Raw genomic sequence first — 23,857 nt, 5'->3', positions numbered from 1 at the left:
TTATGCTTATTCAAGTCTCTTCTGTTTTTAGAGAGACGCCCTGGAGCTCTTTATGGATAAACTCTGCCCTGCGGTGGGAGAGCTGGTTGGGGTCGCTGCTCTTTTCTTGGGAGAGGTGAGAGAGGTGGGCGTGGCGACACTTGAAGAGGATATCATTTAGCTTGGTATCTGAGATGCCTGTGACCCAGCCTAGATCGAGGCCGAGCTTGAGGAGGCTGAGGGCGTCCATGGTCTCTTTGGTCTGTAGTTGATAGGAGTGGAGAAGGAGGCCGTAGGCTCTGCTGACCTGATCTTTAATTGCGACGCTCCCCTCATTTTTAAGGCGGACGCGCTCGTTTTTCTCAAGAGCCATGAATTTCATGGCTGCGGTGTGAAGCGCTCTGAGGATGTTCTCTTCAGAGATGCCGAGTGTAAAGCCGTTTTTTAAAACGATAATATCTCCGACGATCTCTTCGATACGGCCTTGCAGGCTGATGGCAGCGACCTCCTCCTCTTTCTGCTTAACAAGAGCCTCTTGAAGCTGCTCAGTGTGGGTGAGGGCGGGGAGGTGGAGAAAGACCTGTACGATGAGGCCAGTACCAGAGATGTTGGGGTCGGAGGTGAGGTAGCCGAATTTTGGGGAGTAGGCGACGCCGAGCGTCTCTGCAATTGCGCCCTCGATCTTACTCAAGATGTTCCAGCTCTTCTCCCAGCCTCCAGAGCTGTCGAGCAGCTGGATCTGCAGATGATCTCCAATATTGATAAGAGCGAGAAACTTCGCGCTCTGATCGATGAGAAACGCCTGGCCGGCGGTGGTATTCTGAAAGCTCTCAAAACAGAGAAAGTGTTCGAATAGGAGCTCTTTATCGAGAGCGGAGAGCTCCTCTGCACCGATGAGTCTAGGCCGGTCGAGCTCCTTGCAAGAGAGGAGGCTATTTTTAAGGGAGGTGAGAACCTGGGCATACTGATTTGGTTGGAGCTTGGGAGGGAAGTTGTGTCGGGCTAGGTTGCGGTGGAGAGTAAAGGCTGAAATGGGCCAGATCGGATTCACCTCATCTTGCCAAGGGGTGTGCTCAAACAGAAATGCCGAGAGTTCAGGATTTTGCGTCATTGGATCTTTCGGTAAGTGCTTTGATCTGGTCGCGCAGCCAAGCGGCCTGCTCATAATTTTCTTGTTTGAGAGCGTCGTTCAGAGCCTGATTTAAGGCGAGGAGCCTCGAAGAGGCCGCGATGGTGACGGTCTTGTCTGGGGATTTTCCCACATGAAGAGGCTGCCCGCGCTTCATCGTTAGACTCTTTTTTAGGCGAGAGGGGATGCTATCGGATTCCATGAGCTGAGAGACAAGAATATCGGAAAAGACAGAGTAGCACTCGCTGCAGCCGACGGGGTTGCCAGTTTTTACGGATTCGAGAGTGGTAAGGCAGTTTCCACAGCAGAGACCTGAGGTGCTTCCCTCTGCGGTTTTAGGAGGGGTCACCTCGCCATGCAGTTTCTGCTGAAGGATGGGACAGTCTGCACACATCTCTGTGCAGGTCGTCGTTTTGCCCTCGATCTCCTTGTACAGAACTTTAGCTGGCTTTTTGCAATGGCCGCACTCTACCGGTCTCTCAGTCATCTCTTGCCCCCGTTTCCGGATACTAACCAGAGCTCCCTGTTTAATTCACTCTCAATCTTCATCAGATAAGTTGTTGCGAAATCGCTAGTCCTATTTTGTAGGTAAAAGAGAATAGACATGTCGGAGGTCCAGGAGAAAGGCCTTCGGCGTTCTCTCGGGGACCCCCAGCTGCCCCCTTGAGCCTAACTAGGGCTTTGATCACCGCTCACTGACGTGAGCTATCGCGTCTCGGGTTGCTCGCCGTGCGGAGCACTGCTCTTCGCAACTTCGACGCAATTGCTCTTTGCCCCGGTACTCAGTTCGCAAAATTTTTACGCTTTCGGCTGCGTCAAAGCCCCGGGGTTGAGATGGCGTGAAAGGGGACAGTATTAATGCAATACGGCCCCCTTCACGCCATTTCAACCGCGGGAGCTTTCACGTCAGCCCAAAGTGCAAAAATTTCACGAACTGAGTACTTGCGGCCGCGGCCTGCGCCTTACTGCGTGGCGCAGAAGTGATGCGGCTTCGCCGCAATGAAAAGAGAATGAAGAGGGAAGTTCTTACACTCTTAATTGCATCTGCGACTGGACGCGAAAGGGACCCACGACGGAGGAAGTGGGATGAGCGCCTCGAGCAGCCAATCGATTCAGATCGCACAGCAAAACCGTAGCACAGAAAAGCCGGCCAGGCGTGCAGGGTAGGGCGAAGGCCCACTCTGCTTTCGAGCACACGGTTTGGCAAAGCGAGGTGAAGCGCAAGGTGGTCGCTGGAGGTGTGGCAAAGCGCACACCATCCGACATGTCTATCCTAGCACTTCATAATTCTCGACTATAAACTCTGAATCTTAGTTTGAGGTTTACTGGAGTGGTTGTTGATCGTCGTTCACTAGAACAGCTTTTTTGGCCATTTCTGGGCGGGGCATGAAGAGGACGAAGAAGAAGATGAGGAAGAGGAGGCCACCCAAGCTTGCGATCGCATTGAGATAGGGCTCTTCGACGTAGAACTTGGCTAGGAAGCCCGCAAAGGCGGGGCCCAAGTTTGAGAAGCACCAGGCGAAGCCCATGAGGAGAGCGGAGACGGTGCTTGGACTTTCGGGGACAAGGCGATTGCCCCACGAGACGATAATTGGATTGATGATGCCCAGGAAGGCGCCGAGGCCGCTCAGCATGAGGGCGATCTGGCCTATCGATGTTGCCGGATGAGTTAAAAAAGTATAGAAGAGCAGCCCAGCTCCGCACACAACCGTGAGAAGAACTTTTTTCTGGCCATACTTATCGCAGAGCCATCCAGCAGGAACCATGGTGAGGGCAGAACCCAGAACGAAGCAGAGGTGGCCGCCGCCCATGCAGAGCCAGCTGTCGCACTTTCTCGTAGCGAGGATGTCGGGCAGCAGAAACATAAAAGAGAGGACGAGCCCTTGGACCGCGACCTGAGAGAGGTAGAGGAGGAGGAGAGGCTTGCGGCAGTGCATGATCGGTTGAAAAAAACCACGTAGCGAAAGGGTAGGTTGCGCAAAGACCTGTTTAGGGAATTGATGGAAGATAAGAAGAACGATCAGGATTAGAAGAGGGGCGAAGACGATGAGAGCGTGACCCTGAAAGACCTCGCGCAGCTTTGTAAAAGCGAGTTGAGAGATGCCGAGGCCAATTGCGCCGCCTGAAGCAAAAAAGAGGATAGATGACCCCTTCTTCTTCTCGCCGGCGAGAGCTCCTGCCATACCCATAGCGGCTGGATGGAAAGATCCAGATCCGAGCATGAGAAGCAGAAGGAGAAGAAATGAGCCCGAGATTCCCTGAGCAAAGGTGATCCAGAGGATCGATGATGAGAGTACAAGCCCAAGTAGCAGAACGCGCTTGCGGTAGCCGCGGTCTGAAAAGTAGCCGAAGAGGACTTGGAAGATCTCTCCCAGGAAGCCGCTTACGCCCGCAATGAGACCCGCTTGAGCGATGTCGATGTTCGCTAGCGTCTTGTAGATAGGCCAGATTCCTGTAAAAAAATCCATGAAGAGGTGGCTAAGCCACAGAAACCATAGGCTTTTTGTGAGGGAGGACATGCGGCGGCACCTGGAATTAACAGAATTCTCTTTCCCTCATTTTAATTAATTATAATTTTGAATCAAATTAAAAATTAAATTTTTGTAATATTAATAATTATTTAAAGAACTCCTTCCTGTAGAAAGGAGATTCTCTTCGGCTTAAGGATAAAAGAGAATATGAATCCCGCCTAGACTCGGCCCTCAAGAGCCGAGATTGCGGCGAGAGGCCGTTCAACCTGATTTGGCGCGGGATTGGGCATATAGACAAAAAAAACTTTGATGATTACGATACCCCTTTACGCTTACAACCCTAAATATGAGGAAGATGATGAGAAGAACAAAATGGCTCGCTCTAATGCTCGTTTGCACAGCAGGGGCTCTCTGCCTATCCGCTCAAGATGTAACTCCCCCAAACACAGGCGCTCAGCCCTACCAAGGCCCCCGAGCTCCTGCTCCGACAAAGCCGCAGCAGCCAGCTCCCCAGCCTCAGCCGCAACAGCCTGCTGCTCAGCCACAACCTGCTCAGCCTAACGGAAATGGCAAAGCGATGATGAGTCCAAAAGCGGCCGATTGCAGCCAGATGACTCCAGATGAGATGGACTTCGCAAATCAGCTCAATCCTATGAATAAGGCGATGTTCTGCGGTAAGTTTAGCTCAGACATGCGCAACAGTGCGATGCAGATGTCCGGAGAGATGGGTCCTGATGGCAATATGATCACAAATGATCAAGCTGTCGAGAAAGTGGCAAAAGACAATAACATGATGATGCCAGCAGCTCCCGCAGCACGCCAAGGGGGCAGCTGCCCGGCTAAGTAGGGGGCTTTTAAGTCTAGAGGGTTTTGGGATCCTCTAGACAAAAAAACGCTACCACCGTACATTCGACACCATACTAAGTGACAACGCACTTAGAATTTTAGGAGAAAACTATGAAGAAAGAATTTTTTATGACTCTGGCTGCTGTATGCATGGTTGCAGGACTTTCTGCTAACCAAGCAGCACAACCTGCTGCTGCTGTAGCACAAGAAAAAAGCGCATCTAGCCTTTCTGCTGATGAACTCGCTTTTGCTGCAAAACTGAACGACCAGAACCGCAAAGTGTTCTCGACTCAGTTTTCTGAAGAGCAGAGAAAAGTAGCAATGGGTGCTTCTTGCGCAACTGGCGCTTGCCAGAATAGCCAAAAAGCAGCTCTTGCTCCTAACGACGCCGTACAAAAAGTTATGAAAGATAACAGCGCTGTTGTTGTAGAAAAGAAAGAAGCTGTACAAGCTGTTCAAGTTAAGTAGTTTTCTACTTAGCTTTTAAATCAACCGTTCTCGAATGCAAGTTTAACCTTGGATCTCGTGAGCGGTTGTTTCTATTTTATGAACCTAACTGCAAATAGTAATTCACGTGAGATCGCATTTCTCGCTCTCTGTGCAGTGCACAAAGAGGAGGGGCTATTTCTCACCCATCTTCTTCCTCCGCACGACTCTCTTGCACGCGAAATTGCGCTTGGCACTGAGAGGCGTCTCCTCACTCTAGATTATATTGGAGCAAAGCTGGCTAGCCGTGGCGCTCTCAAACTGAAGTTAAAGGAGAAGATGCTGCTGCGGATGGCGATCTACCAGCATCTATTTATGGATCGAATTCCACCGCACGCCCTTGTGCATGAGATGGTGGAGCTCGCCAGATCCCACTGCCACTCTCTCTTTGTGAAGTTTCTAAATGCAGCGCTGCGCAAACTCGTAGCCGAGAAGTGGAGCCTTCCTGAAGGGGATACGCCGCAAGAGCTGTCGATCTGCTACTCCTATCCGCTCTATTTCGTCGAACTGCTGCTCGAAGAGTATCACATACAGACTACACGCAAGATTCTGGATGCGCTCAATCAACCTCCTCCTCTTACGATAAGGGAGCGTTTTAAAGGATCTATAGAGATTGATCCTTCTGAGCTAGAGAAGTACGCCACAAGTAGAGACTACTATTTTCAGAGCGCAACGCAAGGTTTGCTCATCGACCAGCTTGCTGGTCAGATGAAAAAACCGCCGAAGCGGGTGATCGATCTCTGCGCTGCGCCAGGTGGCAAACTCATTGCGCTTCAAGAGCACTTTCCGCATGCGGAGCTGGTTGCAAATGAGATCTCTGAAAAGCGGCTTAAAAGGCTGCGCGATAATCTTTCGAAGTATCAGATCGCGGCTACTCTGACCAATCTGCCTGCTGAGGAGTATCCGGAAGGAGAGCTCTTCGATCTGATCCTTCTTGATGTTCCTTGCAGCAACTCGGGCGTCTTACATAAGAGGCCCGAGGCGCGCTGGAGAATTACACCTGAAAAGATTCAAGAGCTTAAGAAAATTCAGTGGGCCTGCCTGCAGAAAGCGCAGCGCCTTCTCGCTCCCGGCGGTGAGATCTGGTACACCACCTGTAGCATCCTGCATGCAGAGAATGAAGAGATCGTGGCGCGCGCAGCGCGCGAGCTCTCTCTCAAACCCTCCGCCCCCCACAAGCACCTCCCCCACGAAGCCACCCGCGAAGGCGCCTTCGCCTGTCGATTCGCCCGCTAGGGAAAATGGACGTCAATGGACAGGAAACGGACAAAAAATGGACGGGAAATGGACAAGCGGGCAGGAGAGAGGGGAAGAATTTCTTTCTTTGGCGCGTGTCCGTTTTTGTCCGTTTCCTGTCCATTCTCGTCCGTTTTCGTCCACTTCTTCTTCCGAGCGCCTCCTCAGGCGAGGGGCCGTTCAAACAAGAAGAAGCTTTCGCAAGAGACCTATTATTCCGCAAAGTAGATGGTGGGTTTTAGCGGACTACTTTTGTTCGCTTCAGCATAATCTTTTTCAAAATCTTTCAAGAGGATTGTTAGAGTTTGGGAGACCGCTTTTTCCATAGAGGTATTGGCATTCTGTTGAATGTAGCAATTACGGCTCCATAGAGTAGAATGGCAATACTCTTTGTTTTTGATGATAGTGGCGGGCGCTTCAAAAGTAAGAGAAGCTTTAAGAATTGGAAGTTCTTTTCCAGTTAAGTCTTGAATGTTTTTTATTTCATAAGTCAGGAATGGATTTTTCAAAAATCCATTCTTGTTATCCTCTTCAGAAAATGGACTTTGTACGGACAGCGTTTTGGAAATGACTCGACCAAATTTTTCCAGCAACTGCTTAGCCGACTCTTCCATTTTTTTAGAAGATGTTGAAGAAGAGGCAGGAACATATAGAAAAAAAGTAAGCGAAGAGAAGCCTCTCAACGTATCCGCATCGACGACTGCAGCACTAGTTTCTGTTGATTTAATCTGACTAACTGCAGCTGGTTCCGATGCACCTTCCACTATCTGGACCTTTAGGAGAAAGGGAATGCAGAGTAATAAAATTTGCAATGTTCTTGTTTTCATGAGTCCTCTTAATCCCAAGAAGGGTCTGGGGGAATTCCAAACATTTTCCATTTCTCATTCCAAAGATGATATTTGTTGCCTAGCTTCTGGAAACAGCCCTTCCATAAACCTCCAGCGCGACAACAACGCCGAGTCTCTTCTGCTAGCTGGTCGATAATAAATTTCAAAGTTTCTCTGCTATTGGAAGGAGCTTTTTGGATCAAAATTTTGCAAAAACCCACCGTATTGTTGATAAAATCGATGCAATCGTGGATTGAGATTTCATCGGGGCCGTAGATTGGAACATTGTTATTCGAGCAGTAAAGAATAGGAAGTGGATCTTGGAAATCAAAGTCTCTAGAAAGCTCGCTCTGTAGGCATTCTGAACACTGGATTTTACTGATGATATTAATAAGAGCTTTACTAGCGAGGTCGGCCATATCAGGCTTATTTAAATTTCCATAAGCGATGGCCTGACCGAAAAGAGCTCTAAAAATGAGAGAGTGAGAAGTCGCTGTATTTCTTACACTAATGGCTAAGTCGTACGCATGTTGGAAATCTTCAAGCGCATTCAGGAAACGGTTACAAAGCAAAAAGCTTTCACCTCTTGAAGAATAAGCATCAGATAACTGCTCGTATTGAAACGCTGGTATGTTTGAAATGCATGACGTTTCAAAGCATATCACTTCTTCAAGAGATGAGAAAGAAGCGTAATTTACCTGTTCACCGTTAGAAATGTTAAAGATTGTAACTGTAGAGAGAAAAAACAAGAGTTTTATCAGTTTTTTCATAAAAATCTGCCTAGAAGATTCTGCAACTAAAAAAAGTATCTATCCAATATTTTTTAAGCGCAAGATTTTTCCAAGCAAAGCTTTTCTTGCATCAAACTTGGATGCAATTGAGAAGATCCGGAATTTTTTTATTGCGGCGAAGCCGCATCACTTCTGCGCCACGCAGTAAGGCGCAGGCCGCGGCCGCTAGGGCAAAGAGCAATTGCGGTGAAGTTGCGAAGAGCAGTGCTCCGCACGGCGAGCAACCCGAGACGCGATAGCTCACGTCAGTGAGCGATGATCAAAGCCCTAGTTAGGCTCAAGGGGGCAGCTGGGGGTCCCCGAGAGAACGCCGAAGGCCTTTCTCCTGGACCACCGACATGTCTATTTTTCTTAGAAACCCCTTCTTTTTACTTATGTTGGAGGGTGGGGTAGGTGAAGAGGAGGATGTGGGTGAGGTTGACGAGGATGTGGCAGAGTATGCTGCTTTCGATCGACTTTGTGAGTTGATAGATCGTGCCGTAGACGCATCCTGCGACGAAGACGAGAGAGAGAAAGGTTGGATCCCTCACCCATCCGATATGCATCAGTGCAAAGAAGACCGCGGTAAGAGAGACGGCGAAGATGCTCGCGAGACCAGTAAATGGTTTAAAGCGCTGGAAGATCTCCTCTTGAATGAAGCCTCGGAAAAAGGCCTCTTCGGGAATCACCGCAAAAAAGAGGTTTGTAAGCGGCCAGATGCAGATGATCCAGGGGAGTTTTGGATCCCACTTGATCACTCCAAGATAAAGAGAGAGGCCGATCATGAGGGCGGTTCCCAAGATGCTGAGTGGGATCGCCTTCTTTAGGATCTTCACAATCTCAATTTTAGACTGGGCAAGCGGAATCATCCATGCGAGCAGGAAGATACCGATGAAGGGCTTGTCGAAGTTGATCCAGAAGGTGTAGCTCGTGGCTCCCTCTCCTAAAGTCAGCGACTCTGCGAACTTCCAATTTTGAAATCCCGGAAAGAGGTGGAAGTTGAGGCCGATCGATAGGATGACTGCAAGGCCGATAAAGACATTGCGCGGATGGCCAGTTGTTGCTTTATGTACAATCATCCAGTGAGAGATGCCGAGAAGGGTGAGTGGAATGAGCCCGACAGGTCCGATGATTTTGGCCTGGTATCCGAGGAGAAGGGCTAATAGAGTGAAAGTACCCCAGAGCCAGAAGGTGCGTTTGACCCAAAAGCTTAGAGTCGCCATCATCAGGGCGAAGAAAGAGAGAGTATTTAGAATCACCTGCCAAAAATCCATAATCCACACAATCTCATGCTCAGAAAAAAAGATCAAGGCGTCGAATGGTTAGAGTTCGAACTATTAGCAGATGAACCAAAACTAAAACACGCGATCTTCTTGCGTCATGGAGGCGTGAGCTCTGGCCCATTTGCGTCTCTGAATGTGGGAGGCGGAACGAATGATGATGCGAAGTGCATCGAAGAGAACCGCGAAAGAGTGAAACGGTGTATGGGCGTGGATGAGCTCATCTCTGGCAAGCAGGTGCACGGAAAGGTGATTGCACACTTCGAAAAGCGTGGGCAAGAGGTAGGAGATTGCGACGGGCTTGCCACGGATCAGAAAGGCGCAGCTCTAATGATCAAACATGCGGACTGTCAAGCGGCGATCATCTACGATCCCATTCTCAATGTGCTAGCAAATGTCCACTGCGGCTGGAGGGGGAATGTTCAGAACATCTACGCTGAAGCGGTCGCAGCCCTTAGCAGCAGGTATGGGTCGAAGCCGGAGAACCTTCTGGTGGGGATCTCTCCCAGCTTGGGACCTCAAAATGCTGAGTTTAAGAACTACCGAGAAGAGCTCCCAGAGAGCTTCTGGCAATTTCAAATAAAATCTACCTATTTTAATCTCTGGGAGGTGAGCCGCTTTCAGCTGCTCGCTCTCGGCATCTTGCCTCACCATATTCAGGTTGCAAGTATCTGCACCTTTGATATTAGGGAGGACTATTTTTCCTATCGGAGAGATAAAGTTACTGGGCGTAATTGTACAATCGCACTTATTATTTAAATGCTCATCGTTTTAGTTGAAATAGTGTATAATTGCGTAATCAAAACTGCAATTATTTATTATGACTTCAACTATTTCGTCGAATTATTCTTCCAAGAGATTGTTCAATCCTGAACAGCCATTTGTTCGAGGTCCACTTCACTTACAGGATGACAGATACAATAACATAGACCTGCTCGTAAAATCTCTATGGCATCTGGTTGTAAAAAGTGATCGAGTAGAGGTGCGTTCGGGTGAAGATGTTCTATTAAAAAATGACTACGAAAAGATCCGCAAGATTGCGGGGCACATCTATCGCTTCTATCAATCTATTGAGAGACGTTTTTATTTTACCCTCTCTTACGTCAAAGGATTTGGGCCGGATCGCCCTTCTGTAATTTCAATTGTTCAGCGACTAGTAACGACTGTTTTTGATCAGGATCTCTCTCGAGCAACTAGAAGAAGGGCAGAGTATGCTCTGATTCTGCTTGAAAAGGCCGATCCCCATCTTGCGACAATTAACCACCTGATACGAGTTGTTAAAGACAAAACGGCGTTAAAAGAGGAGAGAAGAGAGGCTTTCGACTTATTAAAATGTTATGCGAGAAATAAGAGAGGGGCTCTCCAGGTCACCCTTCCCATCCGTCCGCTTGGAGGAGTAAACGCCCGTAATGCGCCTCTGGCAATCTCCCGCCTTAGCAAGAATTCGAAAGTTCACGACCAGTTCTGGAAGATACGAAGTTTATGTGTCGACAAGGATCAAGAGATCTGGACAGAGAATTTAAAAGATGTGGGCCAGCAAGAGGGGTTCGCAGTTTCTGTTGTTAATTTTGGGCACGAAGTTGAGTGGCTGCGCGATCCAATGCTCCCTCTGCAAGATGGAACGATCCTTTTGCCTGCACGCTACTGTTTCATAAAAAATGATAAGGTTTCTGATTTAGACGCTGTACGCACTCTTCTGGGCGATTCTTATGCACAAGTTATGGGAGTTGTTGCGCAAAATGGAACAACGCAGAAGCTACTAGACAGAAGTTTTACTACGCAGAGAGAGGCTCCCTTCTATTTTGAGGGTGGAAATCTGCTTTATGCGATGAACAAGAAGGATGAACTCTTCTGTCTTTCTGGGGCTCAGAATCTACTCTTCTCGCTTTTAAATGCTGCTTTTACCTTCTACGGCAGAGAAGAGGCGCTTGTAAAATACATGGAGGGGCTCTCTTTTTCCAAAGAGAGTGTTGCGTTTGTAAGAGAGAGACTGTGCGGCGGGAAGGTGATGCCATTTGAAGATGAGAAGACTCAAGTCTGGCTCGCCAAACTTGCGATTGCTGCTATTGAGTATATCAAAGAGATGATGGAAGAGGTCCTTGGCCTGCCTGTGCTCCATATCGGAGATCCTTTTATCTCCCAGCCAGCGTTCCATCTCGATATTTTTCTACTTCCGGCTCCCAACGGGAAGATCTTTATTCAAGACCACTTCTTCTGCATGCAGCTGATCGAGCGCTTGATTCGAACGCCCAAACTGCCAGAGAGCCATCGCTTGCGTCTTGGAGAGTATCACGAATCTGCAAGACTTAAATACCAGGCGCAATCTGGAGAATTTGAAGTTATTTTCAAATTTCTAACTGATCGAGGATTTGAGATGGTGAGAACGCCAGGTCTCTTCTTTGATCGAAACTTTAAAATGGGTGTTAACTTTCTAAATAGCGTTGTGGGGGGAGCAAAAAAAGGAACATTCTGCCTTACCAACGGATCCTCGCATCCTGTAGACGAAATTTTGAGGGAGTATATCGTCAAGTTTTATAGAGCGCATGGAATTGAAAGGGTCTATTTTGCGGGCAGGGCGACGACGGGTGAGATCACAGCTTCTGGTGGATTAGAATATATTTACGCGGATCAGCGGCTTGGTTTACACGGCGGGGTGCACTGTCTAACTCGCGAAATAAATGCTCTCTTTAAATCATCGACAAAGGTCAAAACGGCGGCTCAACCTGCTCCTACACCAAAAGAGAGCTTTACAGAGACGCTTCCCTTCTTCTTTGAGACGATGGTAAAGATCGGCATGCGCATGAAGACGCCGGAACTTCCAGAGACTCCGCTCTTCAGAGTGATCGATCCTCCACTTGAATCCAAAGTGGAATTCAAAGAGAGCAAACGAAATTAAAAAGTATTTGTTATGACTTCTATTGGTTTTTCAAACGATCGTTTTAAGAAGAGTTTCGATCCCGAACAGCTTTTTGCTCCGGGTGTATTTTACGTGCAGTCAAATAGACGAAATACCATAGAACTGCTCACGAAATCTCTCTGGCATCTGGTTGGAAAAACAGCTCTCGTCGATGTGCGCGCAGGTCGAGAGGCGCTGTTAAAAGATGACTTTGCAAAAATCCGCAAAATTGCAGAGCATATTCGCCGCTTCTATCAATCCCCCGAGATGCGATTCTTTCCGACTCTTTTTTATATCAAGGGTTTTGTATCTGAACGACCAATTCCCACAATTGTTCAACGTCTTGTAAGAACCGTTTTTGGCCACGGACTCGCTAGAGCAATTAGAGAGAAGGCGCGATATGCCCTAATTCTACTCGAAAAAACCGATCCTCATCTTAAAAGAATCAACCAGCTAATCCGAACTGTAAAAGATAAGACAGCACTGAAAAAAGATAGGGATGGGGCCTTTTTTTCATTAGTACATTACGCAAGAGGAAAAAGAGAGCGTCTAGAGATTAACTTCCCTATTCGTCCCTTCAATGCGCTAAGCTCTCCGCCCATGGTTTTATCTGCCAGCTGCTCAAACAGTAATTCAAAGCTTCACAACCGCTTTTGGAAGATAGGGGGATTATGTTCAGATAAAAGTCAGCAGCTCTGCTTGAGAAATCTAGAAGACATAGGAGATCAGGAGGGTTTTAAAGTCTCTTCTATTGATTATGGACATAAAATTGACTGGCTTCGCGATCCGATGCTCTGCCTGCAAGATGGGACGATCCTTCTGCCTGCACGTCTCTGTTTCAATAAAAATGGAACATGTAAAGACACTGAAGCAGTAAGGGACATTCTGAATAACCGAAGCGCTTATATCATGGGAGCTGTTGCGCAGGGAGAGCAGACCGAGATACTATTAAAAGGGGACTTTCCTTCGCAGCAAGAGGCTCCTTTCTATTTTGAGACTGGAAATCTGCTCTATGCAATGAACGGAAAAGATGAGCTGCTCTTTCTTTCCGGAGCTCAAAACCTACTCTTCTCATTTTTAAATAGCGCCTTTACCTTCTCTGGGAGAGAAGAGGCGCTTATAAAATACATGGAGGGGATGGGAGATCTTGGAAGATTATCAAAATATACAACTGCTTTTTCTAAAGAGAGAGTCGCGCTGGTAAAAAGTAGATTATGCAGGGGCAAGGTGATGCCTCCTTGTGATGAGAAGACTCAAGTCTGGCTTGCTAAGCTTTCCATTGCCGCAATTGAGTATATCAAAGAGATGATGGAGGAGACGCTTGGTCTGCCTGTAATTCACATCGGAGATCCCTTCCGCCCCCAATTAGAGTTTCACCTCGATATTTTTATTTTTCCGGCTCCGAATGGGAAGATCTTTATTCAAGACCACCTGCTATGCATACAGCTGCTAGAGCGCTTGATCCGGACGGCCAAACTACCAGAGAGCCACCGCGCACGTCTTAAAGAGTATTTAGAAGCTGCAAAAATTAAACAGGGCTCGCAGTCCGGAGAGCTCGAAAGAACTGCTAAGCTTTTAGCGGCTCGAGGTTTTGAAGTGGTGGGTGCGCCGGGTCTCTTTTTCGATCGACACTCTGCGATGAGAGTAAATTTTCTAAACTCCATTGTAGGAAAGGGAAAAAAGGGAGCATTCTGCATTAGCAATGGATCTTCTCATCCAGCAGACGAGCTATTAAGAATGCACATCGTCGAGTTCTATAAAGCCCATGGAATTGAAAGGGTCTATTTCACAGGGAGAGGTTCGCGAGGCGCAATCTCTGCAACAGGTGGACTAGAATATATCTATGCAGATGAGAGTTTAGCTGACGGCGGTGGAGTGCACTGCAGAACGCAAGAGATAAATGGCCTGTTTAAACCCTCAAAAGAGATCGAAACGGCAGCACTGCCTATTCCTACTCCCAAAGAGAGCTTTAGAGAGACGCTTCCCTTCTTCTTTGAGACGATGGTAAAGATCGGCATGCGCATGAAGACGCCGGAACTTCCAGAGGCTCCGCTCTTCAGAGTGATCGATCCTCCACTGGAATCCAAAGAGGAATTCAAAGAGTCCAAAGAGAGCAAACGAAATTGACAAGTATCTCTTCTAGTTAGAAAATCGTCTTCACCGATTTTTTACTGTGAGATAAATTCATGCACACGGCTTCATTTGGAGCGTGGAACTCCCCCATTACTTCTGAGCATCTAGTAAAAGATGCAGTGGTTTTCCAAGAGCTTGCCCATAATGGAAAGACTCTCTACTGGACGCAGCTTGTCCCTGCAAAAAAGGGGCGCGTGCAACTCGCACTTTTTGATGAGCAGCAGAACGTTCTGGATCCCGTTCCAGAGATGAGCATCCGCACACGAGTTCACGAGTATGGTGGTGGGGCGCTTCGCGGGTGTGATGGGGCGATCTACTTTGTAAATAGCGTGGATGGTCGTATCTATAGGCTTGAAGAGGGAGGAAGGGCGATTCCTATCACTCCTTCAAGCAGCCTGCGCCTTGCAGACATCGCTGTTGCACCGGGAGGCACACTCTATGCTGTTGCTGAGGAGCACAGAGAAGGTAGCGAAGTAGAGAATAAGATCGTGAGCTTCACAAAAGGCGCTCCAGCAGAAGTGGTCGCATCCGGCCATGATTTTTATAGCTCTCCACGCATTAGTCCCGACGGGAAACAGCTCGTATGGATCACATGGGACCATCCACAGATGCCCTGGGATGGGTCGAATCTCTGGCTCGCAGATCTCTCCTCAACGGGAGAGGTGGGAGAAGCTCGCATGGTAGCGGGAGGAGTGGAGGAGTCGATCTGCAACCCCGTCTGGGCAAAAACTGGCGAGCTCTACTTTGTCTCCGATCGGAGTGGCTGGTGGAATTTGTATAGACGCACAGCAGATGGAAAGATCGATTCTGTTTACAAAGAAGAGGCCGACTTTGCACTTCCTCCATGGGTTTTCGGACGAGAGAGCTATGGTTTCACAGAAAGTGGAGAGATCGTCTGCATTTATACTCGAGAGGGGGCCGACCACCTCGCGCTTCTAAATCCCTCACAAAAGACGCTTAAACGGATTCCTCTTCCTTTTACGATGATGAGGAGTCTGGTGCTCGGGAGTGGATGCGCCTACTTTCATGGAGGGTCGGCTACGCAGCCCCCTTCACTCGTAGAGCTCGATCTCTCCACAGGCAAGCATAGGATTCTGAAAGAGAGCGTCTCGAGAGGGTTGGATGAGGAGTGGATCTCAATCCCTCAAACAATCGCTTTTCAAACAAGACATGGCGACCTTAGCTACGGCTTCTACTACCCACCTACAAATCCCGACTATCAAGCTCCAAAGGGAGAGCTTCCTCCTCTCATCGTAAAGAGTCATGGAGGTCCTACTGGACACGTCCAGCCCGTCTTTTCAATGGAGACGCAATTCTGGACGAGCCGCGGCTTTGCATTTCTGGATATGAACTACAGCGGAAGTTCCGGCTATGGACGCCTCTATCGGAAGCGTCTAGAAGGGACCTGGGGAGTGCGCGATGTTGAAGACTGTCTTGACGGAGCTCTTTATTTGGCAGAAAAAGGGCTTGCAGATTCTCAGAAGCTTCTCATTCGAGGCGGAAGTGCAGGTGGGTATACAACACTATGCGCGCTCACTTTTTACGACCTATTTGCTGCTGGCACAAGCTACTATGGCGTGAGCGATCTCGAACTTCTCGCTAAAGACACGCATAAGTTCGAGTCTCGCTATCTAGACAGGCTTGTAGCTCCCTATCCCGCGCAGAAGAAGATCTATGAAGAGCGCTCTCCTCTGCAGCACATCGATCGCCTTTCAAGGCCTCTCCTGCTGCTTCAAGGAAGCGACGATCCCGTCGTTCCTCTCAATCAAGCTGAACTGGTCTATGAGGCATTAATCGCAAAGGGAACGCCCGTTGCTCTTCTCGTCTTTAAGGGAGAGCAGCACGGCTTCAAGATGGCTCCTAACATCATGCGAGCAATCGAGGCTGAACTCTCTTTCTACGCGCAAGTCTTAAAACTCTCTCTTTCTGAAGAGATTGAGCCCGTGCGGGTAGAAGGTTTAAGGTGATCGCTCCTTCCGCATATGAGAGCCCAGCTTATCACGCGGAAGCGGCTCTTCTTTATGCATGGACAGCCGAGGCCGATCTTGCGTACGCAATCGAAGGAGAAGGCAAGAAGAGCCGCGCTTTAAACCCCTCATTTAAACCTGCAATTGGATTCAAATTTGAACTCGGAGCTCCTCTTCCTCACGACAAGTGGGATATCGCTCTTAGACTTACACATCTGCACAGCAGAGCCTCTGTTCATCAAGAAGGGGCGGAGCTCACTCCTCTCTGGTCCCTTTCTCAGACTAATCCAACCGGTTTTGTAGATGAAGCAAGAGGCCACTGGAGACTCCACTTTGGAATGGTCGACCTCGAATTGGGAAACACGTTTCTCGCTGGCCCAACACTTGCGATACGCCCTTTTCTGGGCCTGCGATACGCCATTATCAGGCAGAAGTATCTGCTGAGCTATTTTGGAGGAGCTCTCTTTCCCGGCGCGAAAGATTATCTGAGCATGAAGAATAAGTTTTTAGCTCCTGGGGTCTGCACGGGTGTAGATATCGACTGGAAGATCAAGGGAAGTTGGAGCCTATATTCGCATGCAGGATTTTCGATTCAAGTCGGCCAGGTCTATGTTCACGAGATCGAACAACTCTCCACGGAGAAGTTTAAGCGAGGCAATATCTACGACCGTTTCTATATGGCAAAGCCGATAGTTGATTGGGCAGTTGGCATCCAGTGGGAGACCCCCTCTTTTGGCAGGAAGCGAGAGGAGCGCTTCCTTTTTCGAGCAGGATGGGAGCAGTATCTCTTTTTTGCGCAGAATCAGTTCTTTCACTTCCTCTCTTCAGGCAGGCGCCCCTTCACTCTGAACCATGAGAGTCTCTCTATTCAAGCCCTCTCCCTCTCTGCTACTTTCCTTTTCTAAAATTGAAGTACCAGTTGATGGCAAGAACGCCGCTTGCGAATTCAAAGTCGTTGCGCCCAGCGACGGTAAACCAGGCTCCTGCGATGATTCCCACCTCTTCGCTAAAGTTGTATTCTAAAGCGGGAGCTACGCTCACCTGATTAAAAGAGGGGCCGCCAACAACCGCTTGGGTCCCGTCAGCATTAAAGCCTCGTTTTCCATGAAAGGTTGTCTTATTTCCATAGAGGTAAGCGATATCGACTGCAAGGGCCCAGTTCTTTGAGATGTTGAGCTCAGTTCCAAATACTGTTGTGAAAGTGCTTCCAACTTTTGCAGTCCCTTTTGTTCCAAAGCCGCCGCCGTAGTTGTTAAAGCCTTCAAGATGGACGTTTGAAGAGACGCCGTAGATGAAGGTGAAGCGAGGACTTAAGTAGTGGATGCCCGTAAGATGAACGATGCGGCCAATCACCACGCCGAAATCTGTTTCAAAGACGCCGGCTCCCGCATCATCTGTGAAGTTTTTTTTCGGATCGAAGTGCTGATATTTTCCGGTTGGGAAGAATTCGCGCACAAAGAGCTTGATTGCAGGCCACCACTCGCCTTTTTTATCCCACAAGAGCTGGTAGTCAAGGGCAACCGAAGTGTCTCCTAAACGCGTGGCAGAGGCTCCTTGGGACTGCTGATAAAAAAATTGGGGATTGAACTGAAAGTCTAGATCTTTTGTTAGACCCATCTGAAAGAAGAAGATGGGAGTAATAGTCTGCGTGCGAGGAGTCGAGTGCGGATGCCAGTTTTTGTCATACTCCCCATAGTAGTTTTGTGCGACTAGGTAGGGTTCAAAGTTGATGTAGCCGAGAGGAACGATATGCGGAGAGCTCGACAAGAGCGGCCCTGTAAACCAGGGGCCTTCAAGCTCCTCTTCCTTCTTGGAAAACTCAGGGAACTCTCCATGCCTGCAGTAGCCCGCAGTGGTGGCAAGAAGAGAGGCGATGAGAGCAAATAGAAAAAGGGGCGTGCGCTTCATGATCACACACTACCCTACAAACATTTTCTTAGGAAGATAGAGCTAAGAACTCTTTTTTGGAGTGCGGCGACCTGGCGCCGCTTTTCTTGAGGCGATCTCTCTTTAAAGAAACATCGCCGAGTCGATGTTGAGAAAAGCGGCGCCAGGTCGCCGCACTCCAAAAAAGAAAAAACCTCTCTCTTGCCCGCCTGTCCATTTTCCCAGGCGGGCCTTCTCCGAGCGCTCTTTTAAGAATTGGATCGGTGAATTGCTAGCAGAGCGTAAGCTCTCGGTAGGTCTTGCCGCCTTCATCGTTCTGAAGGTTAAGTAGGCACTTCTGAACGATTCCAGAGAGGGCGCGGATGGGTGCATCGATGGCATAGACGCCATTCAATAGTAGCTGCCCTCCAGTTTCTTTCATTACCCTTGTAAATTCTCCCGAGCAGAGCGCGCAAGGTGTAACAAGAAGGGTCAGAGCGAGAAGAAGCACAGTTCGCACAACAAGCTCGACCTCTACTGCCACTGCAAGGGCTGCATAGCAGAGCGCTCCCACGACTCTTCGCCCCATGCTCTCGAGGCAGTCTAATTCTATATTTCCCGTCATTTTCGGGACTTGTACAAATTCCAGTTCTAGTGATGTGCCTGTTCTGTATCTGTGCTCAGTAATCGGCTGGCCCGTCGCTTTATCTATTGCTTGCGCGCCGTGAGGAGCAACAAACTCGGTTGTCCAATCCATCGCTTGCAGGAAATAAGGGGTCTTATCAGAGTCATCAAAGACAGAGCGGTCCGGCATGAATACCATAAATTCTCCTATTCAAAATTTAATAAATTCTTGGTGGCGTATAGCCTATGCTTTTTTGCGCTCTTTTTGCAACTCTTCGACCTTTCAAGAAGTGCATAGTAAATGTGATAAAATTATAACAGTTAATTTCAATAACTTCCATTTTAACAATTATTTAAGCTGCTTATTTATGTTTTGGTTTAGCGGAGTGAAATCCTTGGAGTGCGCTGTTTTCTGCACCACTTTGATTTTATATTTGAAGCAAAAAATTTTTTTACCGCAGAGGGGGAGGGAGAGAGAGAAGATCGGGCGCGGGCACGCACACGGGCACGTTCACGAAAGAGAGAGGGGGGAGGGAAGATCGGGTACGCTTTCTTTTCGTAAACGAGCCCGTGCCCGTGTGCGTGCCCGATTCCCCTTTCCCGTTTCTCTTCTTAGAGCTTGAGGATCTCTTGGCTGATCTCGATCGCAAGTTCAAACGCGACGAAGATCAGGAGCATTGTTAAAAAGACGCGTCCGCCAGGAACGAGCTCTTTGCCCTTTTCTCCAAGTCCTTTTTTGTATCTTCCAATCCACGCCATGAGTGGGGGAAAGAGACCGAATAGGATTGCGCAGCTGATCCCGCCCGCATAGCTAAGCGACTTCAGGAAGATATTGGGGTTGATCAGTGCGATGATCGTTGGAGGAACGAAGATCAAGAGGCAGAGGAAGACCTTTTTGATCCCCTTTTTCTGCATCTTCAAGCCGTCTGCCAAGAAGTCTAAAAAGGCAAGTGCAAGAGCGATGTAGGAAGTTGTGAGGGTGAAAAAGGCGAAGTACTTCCCGATTGAGAAGAGCGACGAGCTTCCAACGTAGTGCTTAAGCGGCATCACGGCGTTATGGCCGAGTGCTCCAGCTTCGATCAGGCCTCCAGGGCCTTCAACAGGAACGATTCCAAGGATCACGAACTCCCAGACCAGGTAGACGACGAGAGGGATCGTGGTTCCAAAGAGAATTGCGAGGCGCACTCTCTTCACATTTCGATCCATGTAGGTCATCAGTGTTGGGATGATCACCTGATAGGTGAAGGCTGTGAACAGTACAGGAAGCGCAAGCCAAGCTTTGGTCCAGCTTGTATAGGTAAGCAGCTGAACGTTGACGTGGCTATAAGATACAAAGATAAAGAGCAGGTAGGAGCCGATCACTCCGATCATGAGGCCGAGGTTTAAACGGTCTACAGAGTGTGCTCCAAGATAAACAACAGGTGAAAAAGCAACTACGTAGATGAGCATCGCAGCCCACTCGGGGAGTTTTCCGCCGATGAGCTCGTTCATCACGCTTCCACCCCCTGCGACGTGAGCGATCATCACCGTCACGAAAAGAAAGAGGTAGACCGCCCAGCAGACATATCTACCTGTCTTGCCGAGAAGGCGGGTTGCCATGGTGATCAAGTTAGAGTCTTTTGGCATCCATGTGCAGACTTCGAGCATGAGAAGGCCTGTGCAGAGCATGAATAGCCAGGTGAGTATGTAGACGGAGACGGAAGGGAGAAATCCGGCAGGCCCTGTTGCAACTGGTAGGGCAAGCATTCCCACTCCAATTGTGGTTCCTGCGATGAGGAGAGCTCCTCCGAGTACGTGACCCATGGGACGAAAAACTTGCATAAACTTTCCCTTTTAAAAGTAAAAAAATCTAAAATACCTGCAAAATTAAAGGATTTGGAGGAAAAAAGGCAAGGATTCTATCCTCTATAACATTCGAACTGGTATTCTGATTCCATGAACTTACAAGCTATTCCACTTGTCCTTGAAGGACCCAGACGTATCCGCCCAAGAGTCTTCCACGACGAAAGGGGGTTCTTCTGGGAGTGCTACCGCGAGCCTCTATATCGCGCTTTGGGGATCGAGGAGAGCTTTGTCCAAGTTAACCACTCCTTTTCCAAGAAGGGCACGATTCGCGGAATGCACTTTCAACGCTCTCCCGGACAAGCGAAGCTCGTCACGGTGATTACAGGAAAAATTTTTGATGTCGTCGTGGATATCCGCCCCGATTCGCCCACTTTTGGCAAGTGGGAGGGTCTCATGCTGGATGATGAGGCGCGGGAGCAGCTCTTCATCCCCGTCGGATTTGCCCACGGGTTCTGCGCTGTGAGCCCCGAGGCCCATGTTCTTTATAAGGTCAGCCAGATCTACGACCCAGCTGAAGAGCGCGGATTCCGCTACGACGATCCTTTTGTGGGCATCGAGTGGCCGGAGATGAGCCCTCTGCTCTCTAAAAAAGACTTGGAGGCTCCCTCCTTCCATGAGGCGCTCAAATGAAATTGTGGATCACAGGAGCTGGTGGACTTTTAGGAGAGGCCTTAAAGCAGTATTGCAAAGATAAAAAAATTTCTTATCTTTCAACCGCGCGCGCTGACCTCGACGTCACAGATTGCGACCAGGCCTCTCGTTTTATCGATGACAACTCTCCCACGCATATCATTAACTGCGCAGCGTATACGGCGGTCGACCGTGCAGAGACGGAGCGCGATAAGGCCTATGCAGTGAATGCAGCTGGCCCAGCAAATCTGGCAGAGCTCGCTAAGAAAAGACTTCTTCCTCTCATTCACATCTCTACAAACTATGTTTTTAATGGCAAACGATCTGCACCTCAGAATGAGACCGATCCTTGCGATCCATTAAACGTTTATGGAGCGAGCAAGCTAGAAGGGGAGAGGCGAGTCTTGGACTGCTACCCAGAAGCGTGTGTGATCCGCACCTCTTGGCTCTTTGGCAGGGGCGGAAAGAATTTTATCTCCTCACTCTACGAGACGTTAAAGAAAGAGAGGGTGATCCGCGCGTGTCACGATCAGTGGGGGAGAGCAACTTATAGTAGAGATCTCGCTGAGGCGATTCTCGTGCTCCTCGATAAGAGCGGCATCTACCATTTTGCAAACCACGGGGCTATTTCGCGCTACCAGGCGGCTTGCGATATCAGAGCCGAAGCTGAAAAGCGCGGCATCCCTCTTGCCTGTGAAGAGATCCTTCCTGTGCCCTCATCCGAGTTTACGCTGCCAGCAGCAAGGCCCGACTCTGCAATTCTCGCTACGGATAAGATTGAAGAGTTAATAAAAATACGTCCTTGGAAAACTGTATTAGGTGAGTATCTAGATGCGATCAAATAGACCTCTTTCGAAATTCGCTTTGCTCGGAAAAATTAAGGATTTTTGTGCAGATTTGCCACAAAATTTTGAAAGCATGTGTAAACACATGGATGAAAAATTTTCTGGCAAAGATGCCAAAAAGACGAATTTTAACGAGCAAATGGAGTGTCGAAAGAGGTCTAATAAGAGAGTGCTGATTACAGGCGGTGCGGGATTCATGGGGAGCGCCTTCATTCGGCAGGGGCTGAAGAGTTCTGCGCTGGATTTTCTGATTAATCTCGATCTTCTCAGCTATGCAGGAAACTTGAAAAATCTTGAAGAGATCGAAGGGGACGCGCGCTACAGATTTGTGCGAGGAGACATTGCCGATGAGAAGCTCGTAGAGAGCCTCTGCATTCAGCATCAGATCGACACCATCGTCCACTTCGCTGCCGAAACGCACGTAGATCGTAGCATTGCAGGACCGGCGGCCTTTTTAGAGACGAATGTAGCAGGAACCTTCCACCTTCTTGAAGTTGTGCGCAGACTGCCTCATATTCACTTTCATCAGATCTCGACAGATGAGGTCTTCGGTTCTCTAGATGAAACGGGCGTGTTTACTGAGAGCTCTCGTTACGAGCCAAACTCACCCTATTCAGCATCAAAAGCTGCAGCGGATCACTTCGTGCGTAGCTACGCGCACACCTTCGGGCTCTCCGTCACGATCTCCCACAGCACGAACAACTACGGTCCGCACCAGTATCCAGAGAAGTTCATTCCGCGCATGATCACGCACTGCATCAATCAGCAGTCGCTTCCAGTCTATGGATCTGGAAGAAATGTCCGCGACTGGCTCTACGTCGATGACCATGCAGAAGCGGTCTGGGAAATTTTAAAGAAGGGGCAGAAGGGTGAAGCTTACAACATTGGCAGCAGCTGCGAGAGAAGCAACCTCGAGCTTCTAGGAGAGCTCCTTGATGAGGTCGCGAAGCAGACGGGTGAAGATCCCTCGTGCCTGCGTCAACTAATCACCTTTGTGCCCGATCGTCTCGGCCACGATTTTAGGTATGCCCTAAATACGGAGAAGATCAGAAGAGAGATAGGTTGGAAGCCTCGCCATACACTGAAAGAGGGGCTTGCCAAAACTGTGAGCTGGTACCTGCAGAATAAGGAGAGTGCCCTGTGTTAATTGCATGCGTAATTCCCGCCAGGCTTAAGTCGACCCGCTTTCCAAGAAAGATGCTCGCTCCTCTTCTCGGTAAACCGCTCATTCAATGGGTCTGGGAGGCAGCGAGCCGCGTTTCTCTGTTTAGCGAACTAGCCATTGCAACCGATTCGGAAGAGCTGGCGGCCATTGCGCGCGGGTTCGGCGCCAAGTGCTACATGACCTCTGAAGAGTGCGCAACGGGCAGCGATCGTCTGATCGAGCTGCGTAAGCGCGGGAGTATAAAGGCGGATATCTGGGTTAACTGGCAGGGCGATGAGCCCTTTATCAATGCGCGAACCCTTACGGACCTGCTGCAGTCGTGCGGAGAAGATGGAGCCGACGTCTGGACTCTAAAGAAAAAAATTACACAAGAAGAGGCGCTCACTCCTCACGTTTGTAAAGTTGTGACAAACTCAGAGGGTTTTGCCCTCTACTTCTCTCGCCATCCCATCCCATTTGTCCGAGATATTAAACCCCAATCATCAATTGAATTTTTTAAGCACATTGGCATGTACGCCTATTCGGATGCAGCCCTTCTTAAACTCTCCTCTCTAAAGCCCTGCCCTCTAGAAGAGGCGGAGCAGCTTGAACAGCTCCGCTTCCTCTATAATAGCCTATCTGTTCGGGTGCATGAGACGCAGGAGGAGCCCTTTGGAATAGACCTCCCTGAACACCTCGCTCTCGCTCACAAAAAAGCTCAAGAACTCACCCGCTGCTAAATAATTATTTAAGAAAGAACAAACAGGATAGGCAGGATCGCCGCTGATCGCGTCGGCAGGATGAGCAGGATAAGAAAAAAATTTATCCTATATATCCTGCCGACGCGATCAGCGGCGATCCTGCCTATCCTGTTACCTCTTCG

21 protein-coding genes are annotated in these 23,857 nt (G+C 48.9%); 12 read left to right on the top strand and 9 right to left on the bottom strand.

The features are described 5' to 3' along the window. Nucleotides 1–10 precede the first annotated feature (10 nt). The 3 genes from HYX48_02460 to HYX48_02450 form a co-directional block, all read right to left on the bottom strand. Nucleotides 11–1,090, bottom strand: coding sequence for a protein arginine kinase (locus HYX48_02460; GenBank protein MBI2742763.1), 1,080 nt, complete (start codon nt 1,088–1,090; stop codon nt 11–13). Beyond that, a complete protein-coding gene (locus HYX48_02455; GenBank protein MBI2742762.1) occupies nt 1,074–1,595 on the bottom strand; it encodes a UvrB/UvrC motif-containing protein in 522 nt (173 codons plus the stop codon). The genes HYX48_02460 and HYX48_02455 overlap by 17 nt, the downstream gene beginning before the upstream one ends. Nucleotides 1,596–2,430: 835 nt before the next feature. Further along, nucleotides 2,431–3,627 (bottom strand): MFS transporter, encoded by a 1,197-nt coding sequence (locus HYX48_02450; protein ID MBI2742761.1) that lies wholly within the window; start codon nt 3,625–3,627, stop codon nt 2,431–2,433. 307 nt (nt 3,628–3,934) lie between these two features. Between HYX48_02450 and HYX48_02445 the strand changes: the two genes are divergently transcribed. The 3 genes from HYX48_02445 (at nt 3,935) to HYX48_02435 (ending at nt 6,147) form a co-directional block, all read left to right on the top strand. Next, the gene (locus HYX48_02445; protein MBI2742760.1) at nt 3,935–4,426 is read left to right on the top strand and encodes a hypothetical protein; all 492 of its coding nucleotides are present in this window, start codon (nt 3,935–3,937) and stop codon (nt 4,424–4,426) included. Between the two features lie 110 nt (nt 4,427–4,536). Next, nucleotides 4,537–4,893: a hypothetical protein gene (locus HYX48_02440; protein MBI2742759.1), complete on the top strand. Its 357-nt coding sequence runs from the start codon at nt 4,537–4,539 to the stop codon at nt 4,891–4,893. Between the two features lie 78 nt (nt 4,894–4,971). Continuing rightward, nucleotides 4,972–6,147 carry a methyltransferase domain-containing protein gene (locus HYX48_02435; GenBank protein ID MBI2742758.1) on the top strand — a complete coding sequence of 392 codons (1,176 nt, stop codon included), beginning with the start codon at nt 4,972–4,974 and terminating at the stop codon, nt 6,145–6,147. A 212-nt stretch (nt 6,148–6,359) separates the two neighbouring features. Here HYX48_02435 and HYX48_02430 read toward each other — a convergent pair whose 3' ends face one another. The 3 genes from HYX48_02430 to HYX48_02420 all read right to left on the bottom strand — a co-directional run bounded on the left by HYX48_02430 (nt 6,360) and on the right by HYX48_02420 (nt 9,018). Then, complete coding sequence (locus HYX48_02430) at nt 6,360–6,974, bottom strand: hypothetical protein (GenBank protein ID MBI2742757.1); 615 nt, start codon at nt 6,972–6,974, stop codon at nt 6,360–6,362. 8 nt (nt 6,975–6,982) lie between these two features. Beyond that, nucleotides 6,983–7,744, bottom strand: a complete 762-nt coding sequence (locus tag HYX48_02425) for a tetratricopeptide repeat protein (GenBank protein MBI2742756.1) — start codon at nt 7,742–7,744, stop codon at nt 6,983–6,985. Nucleotides 7,745–8,133: 389 nt separating this feature from the next. Beyond that, nucleotides 8,134–9,018, bottom strand: coding sequence for a CPBP family intramembrane metalloprotease (locus HYX48_02420; protein ID MBI2742755.1), 885 nt, complete (start codon nt 9,016–9,018; stop codon nt 8,134–8,136). Nucleotides 9,019–9,033: 15 nt separating this feature from the next. Here HYX48_02420 and pgeF point away from each other — a divergent pair, with 15 nt between their 5' ends. From pgeF to HYX48_02395, 5 genes are all read left to right on the top strand, one after another. Further along, entirely contained in the window at nt 9,034–9,783 is a 750-nt protein-coding gene (gene pgeF, locus HYX48_02415) for a peptidoglycan editing factor PgeF (protein ID MBI2742754.1), read from the top strand. Between the two features lie 100 nt (nt 9,784–9,883). Then, nucleotides 9,884–11,920, top strand: coding sequence for a hypothetical protein (locus HYX48_02410; protein MBI2742753.1), 2,037 nt, complete (start codon nt 9,884–9,886; stop codon nt 11,918–11,920). 12 nt (nt 11,921–11,932) lie between these two features. Continuing rightward, nucleotides 11,933–14,047 carry a hypothetical protein gene (locus HYX48_02405; GenBank protein ID MBI2742752.1) on the top strand — a complete coding sequence of 705 codons (2,115 nt, stop codon included), beginning with the start codon at nt 11,933–11,935 and terminating at the stop codon, nt 14,045–14,047. A gap of 59 nt (nt 14,048–14,106) precedes the next feature. Next, nucleotides 14,107–16,020, top strand: a complete 1,914-nt coding sequence (locus HYX48_02400) for a S9 family peptidase (GenBank protein ID MBI2742751.1) — start codon at nt 14,107–14,109, stop codon at nt 16,018–16,020. After that, the gene (locus HYX48_02395; protein MBI2742750.1) at nt 16,017–16,925 is read left to right on the top strand and encodes a hypothetical protein; all 909 of its coding nucleotides are present in this window, start codon (nt 16,017–16,019) and stop codon (nt 16,923–16,925) included. The genes HYX48_02400 and HYX48_02395 overlap by 4 nt, the downstream gene beginning before the upstream one ends. Here HYX48_02395 and HYX48_02390 read toward each other — a convergent pair. The 3 genes from HYX48_02390 to HYX48_02380 all read right to left on the bottom strand — a co-directional run bounded on the left by HYX48_02390 (nt 16,909) and on the right by HYX48_02380 (nt 20,313). After that, nucleotides 16,909–17,928, bottom strand: coding sequence for a hypothetical protein (locus tag HYX48_02390; GenBank protein ID MBI2742749.1), 1,020 nt, complete (start codon nt 17,926–17,928; stop codon nt 16,909–16,911). The two genes, HYX48_02395 and HYX48_02390, sit on opposite strands and share 17 nt — an antisense overlap. Before the next feature lie 250 nt (nt 17,929–18,178). Continuing rightward, nucleotides 18,179–18,709 (bottom strand): hypothetical protein, encoded by a 531-nt coding sequence (locus tag HYX48_02385; GenBank protein ID MBI2742748.1) that lies wholly within the window; start codon nt 18,707–18,709, stop codon nt 18,179–18,181. A 413-nt stretch (nt 18,710–19,122) separates the two neighbouring features. After that, nucleotides 19,123–20,313: a tyrosine transporter gene (locus tag HYX48_02380; GenBank protein ID MBI2742747.1), complete on the bottom strand. Its 1,191-nt coding sequence runs from the start codon at nt 20,311–20,313 to the stop codon at nt 19,123–19,125. Between the two features lie 132 nt (nt 20,314–20,445). On the opposite strand from HYX48_02380, the gene rfbC reads away from it, so the two are divergent. The 4 genes from rfbC to kdsB all read left to right on the top strand — a co-directional run bounded on the left by rfbC (nt 20,446) and on the right by kdsB (nt 23,714). Next, nucleotides 20,446–20,985, top strand: coding sequence for a dTDP-4-dehydrorhamnose 3,5-epimerase (gene rfbC / locus HYX48_02375; GenBank protein MBI2742746.1), 540 nt, complete (start codon nt 20,446–20,448; stop codon nt 20,983–20,985). Then, complete coding sequence (rfbD, locus tag HYX48_02370; GenBank protein MBI2742745.1) at nt 20,982–21,830, top strand: dTDP-4-dehydrorhamnose reductase; 849 nt, start codon at nt 20,982–20,984, stop codon at nt 21,828–21,830. Before rfbC ends, rfbD begins: the two co-directional genes overlap by 4 nt. 139 nt (nt 21,831–21,969) lie before the next feature. After that, the gene (gene rfbB, locus HYX48_02365) at nt 21,970–22,977 is read left to right on the top strand and encodes a dTDP-glucose 4,6-dehydratase (protein ID MBI2742744.1); all 1,008 of its coding nucleotides are present in this window, start codon (nt 21,970–21,972) and stop codon (nt 22,975–22,977) included. Continuing rightward, nucleotides 22,971–23,714: a 3-deoxy-manno-octulosonate cytidylyltransferase gene (kdsB, locus tag HYX48_02360; GenBank protein ID MBI2742743.1), complete on the top strand. Its 744-nt coding sequence runs from the start codon at nt 22,971–22,973 to the stop codon at nt 23,712–23,714. The genes rfbB and kdsB overlap by 7 nt, the downstream gene beginning before the upstream one ends. Nucleotides 23,715–23,857 lie beyond the last annotated feature (143 nt).

The organism is Chlamydiales bacterium, from assembly GCA_016185065.1.
Classification (GTDB): domain Bacteria; phylum Chlamydiota; class Chlamydiia; order Chlamydiales; family Rhabdochlamydiaceae.
Note: the sequence above shows the minus strand (reverse complement) of the source record. Positions and strands in the feature narration are given on the sequence as shown.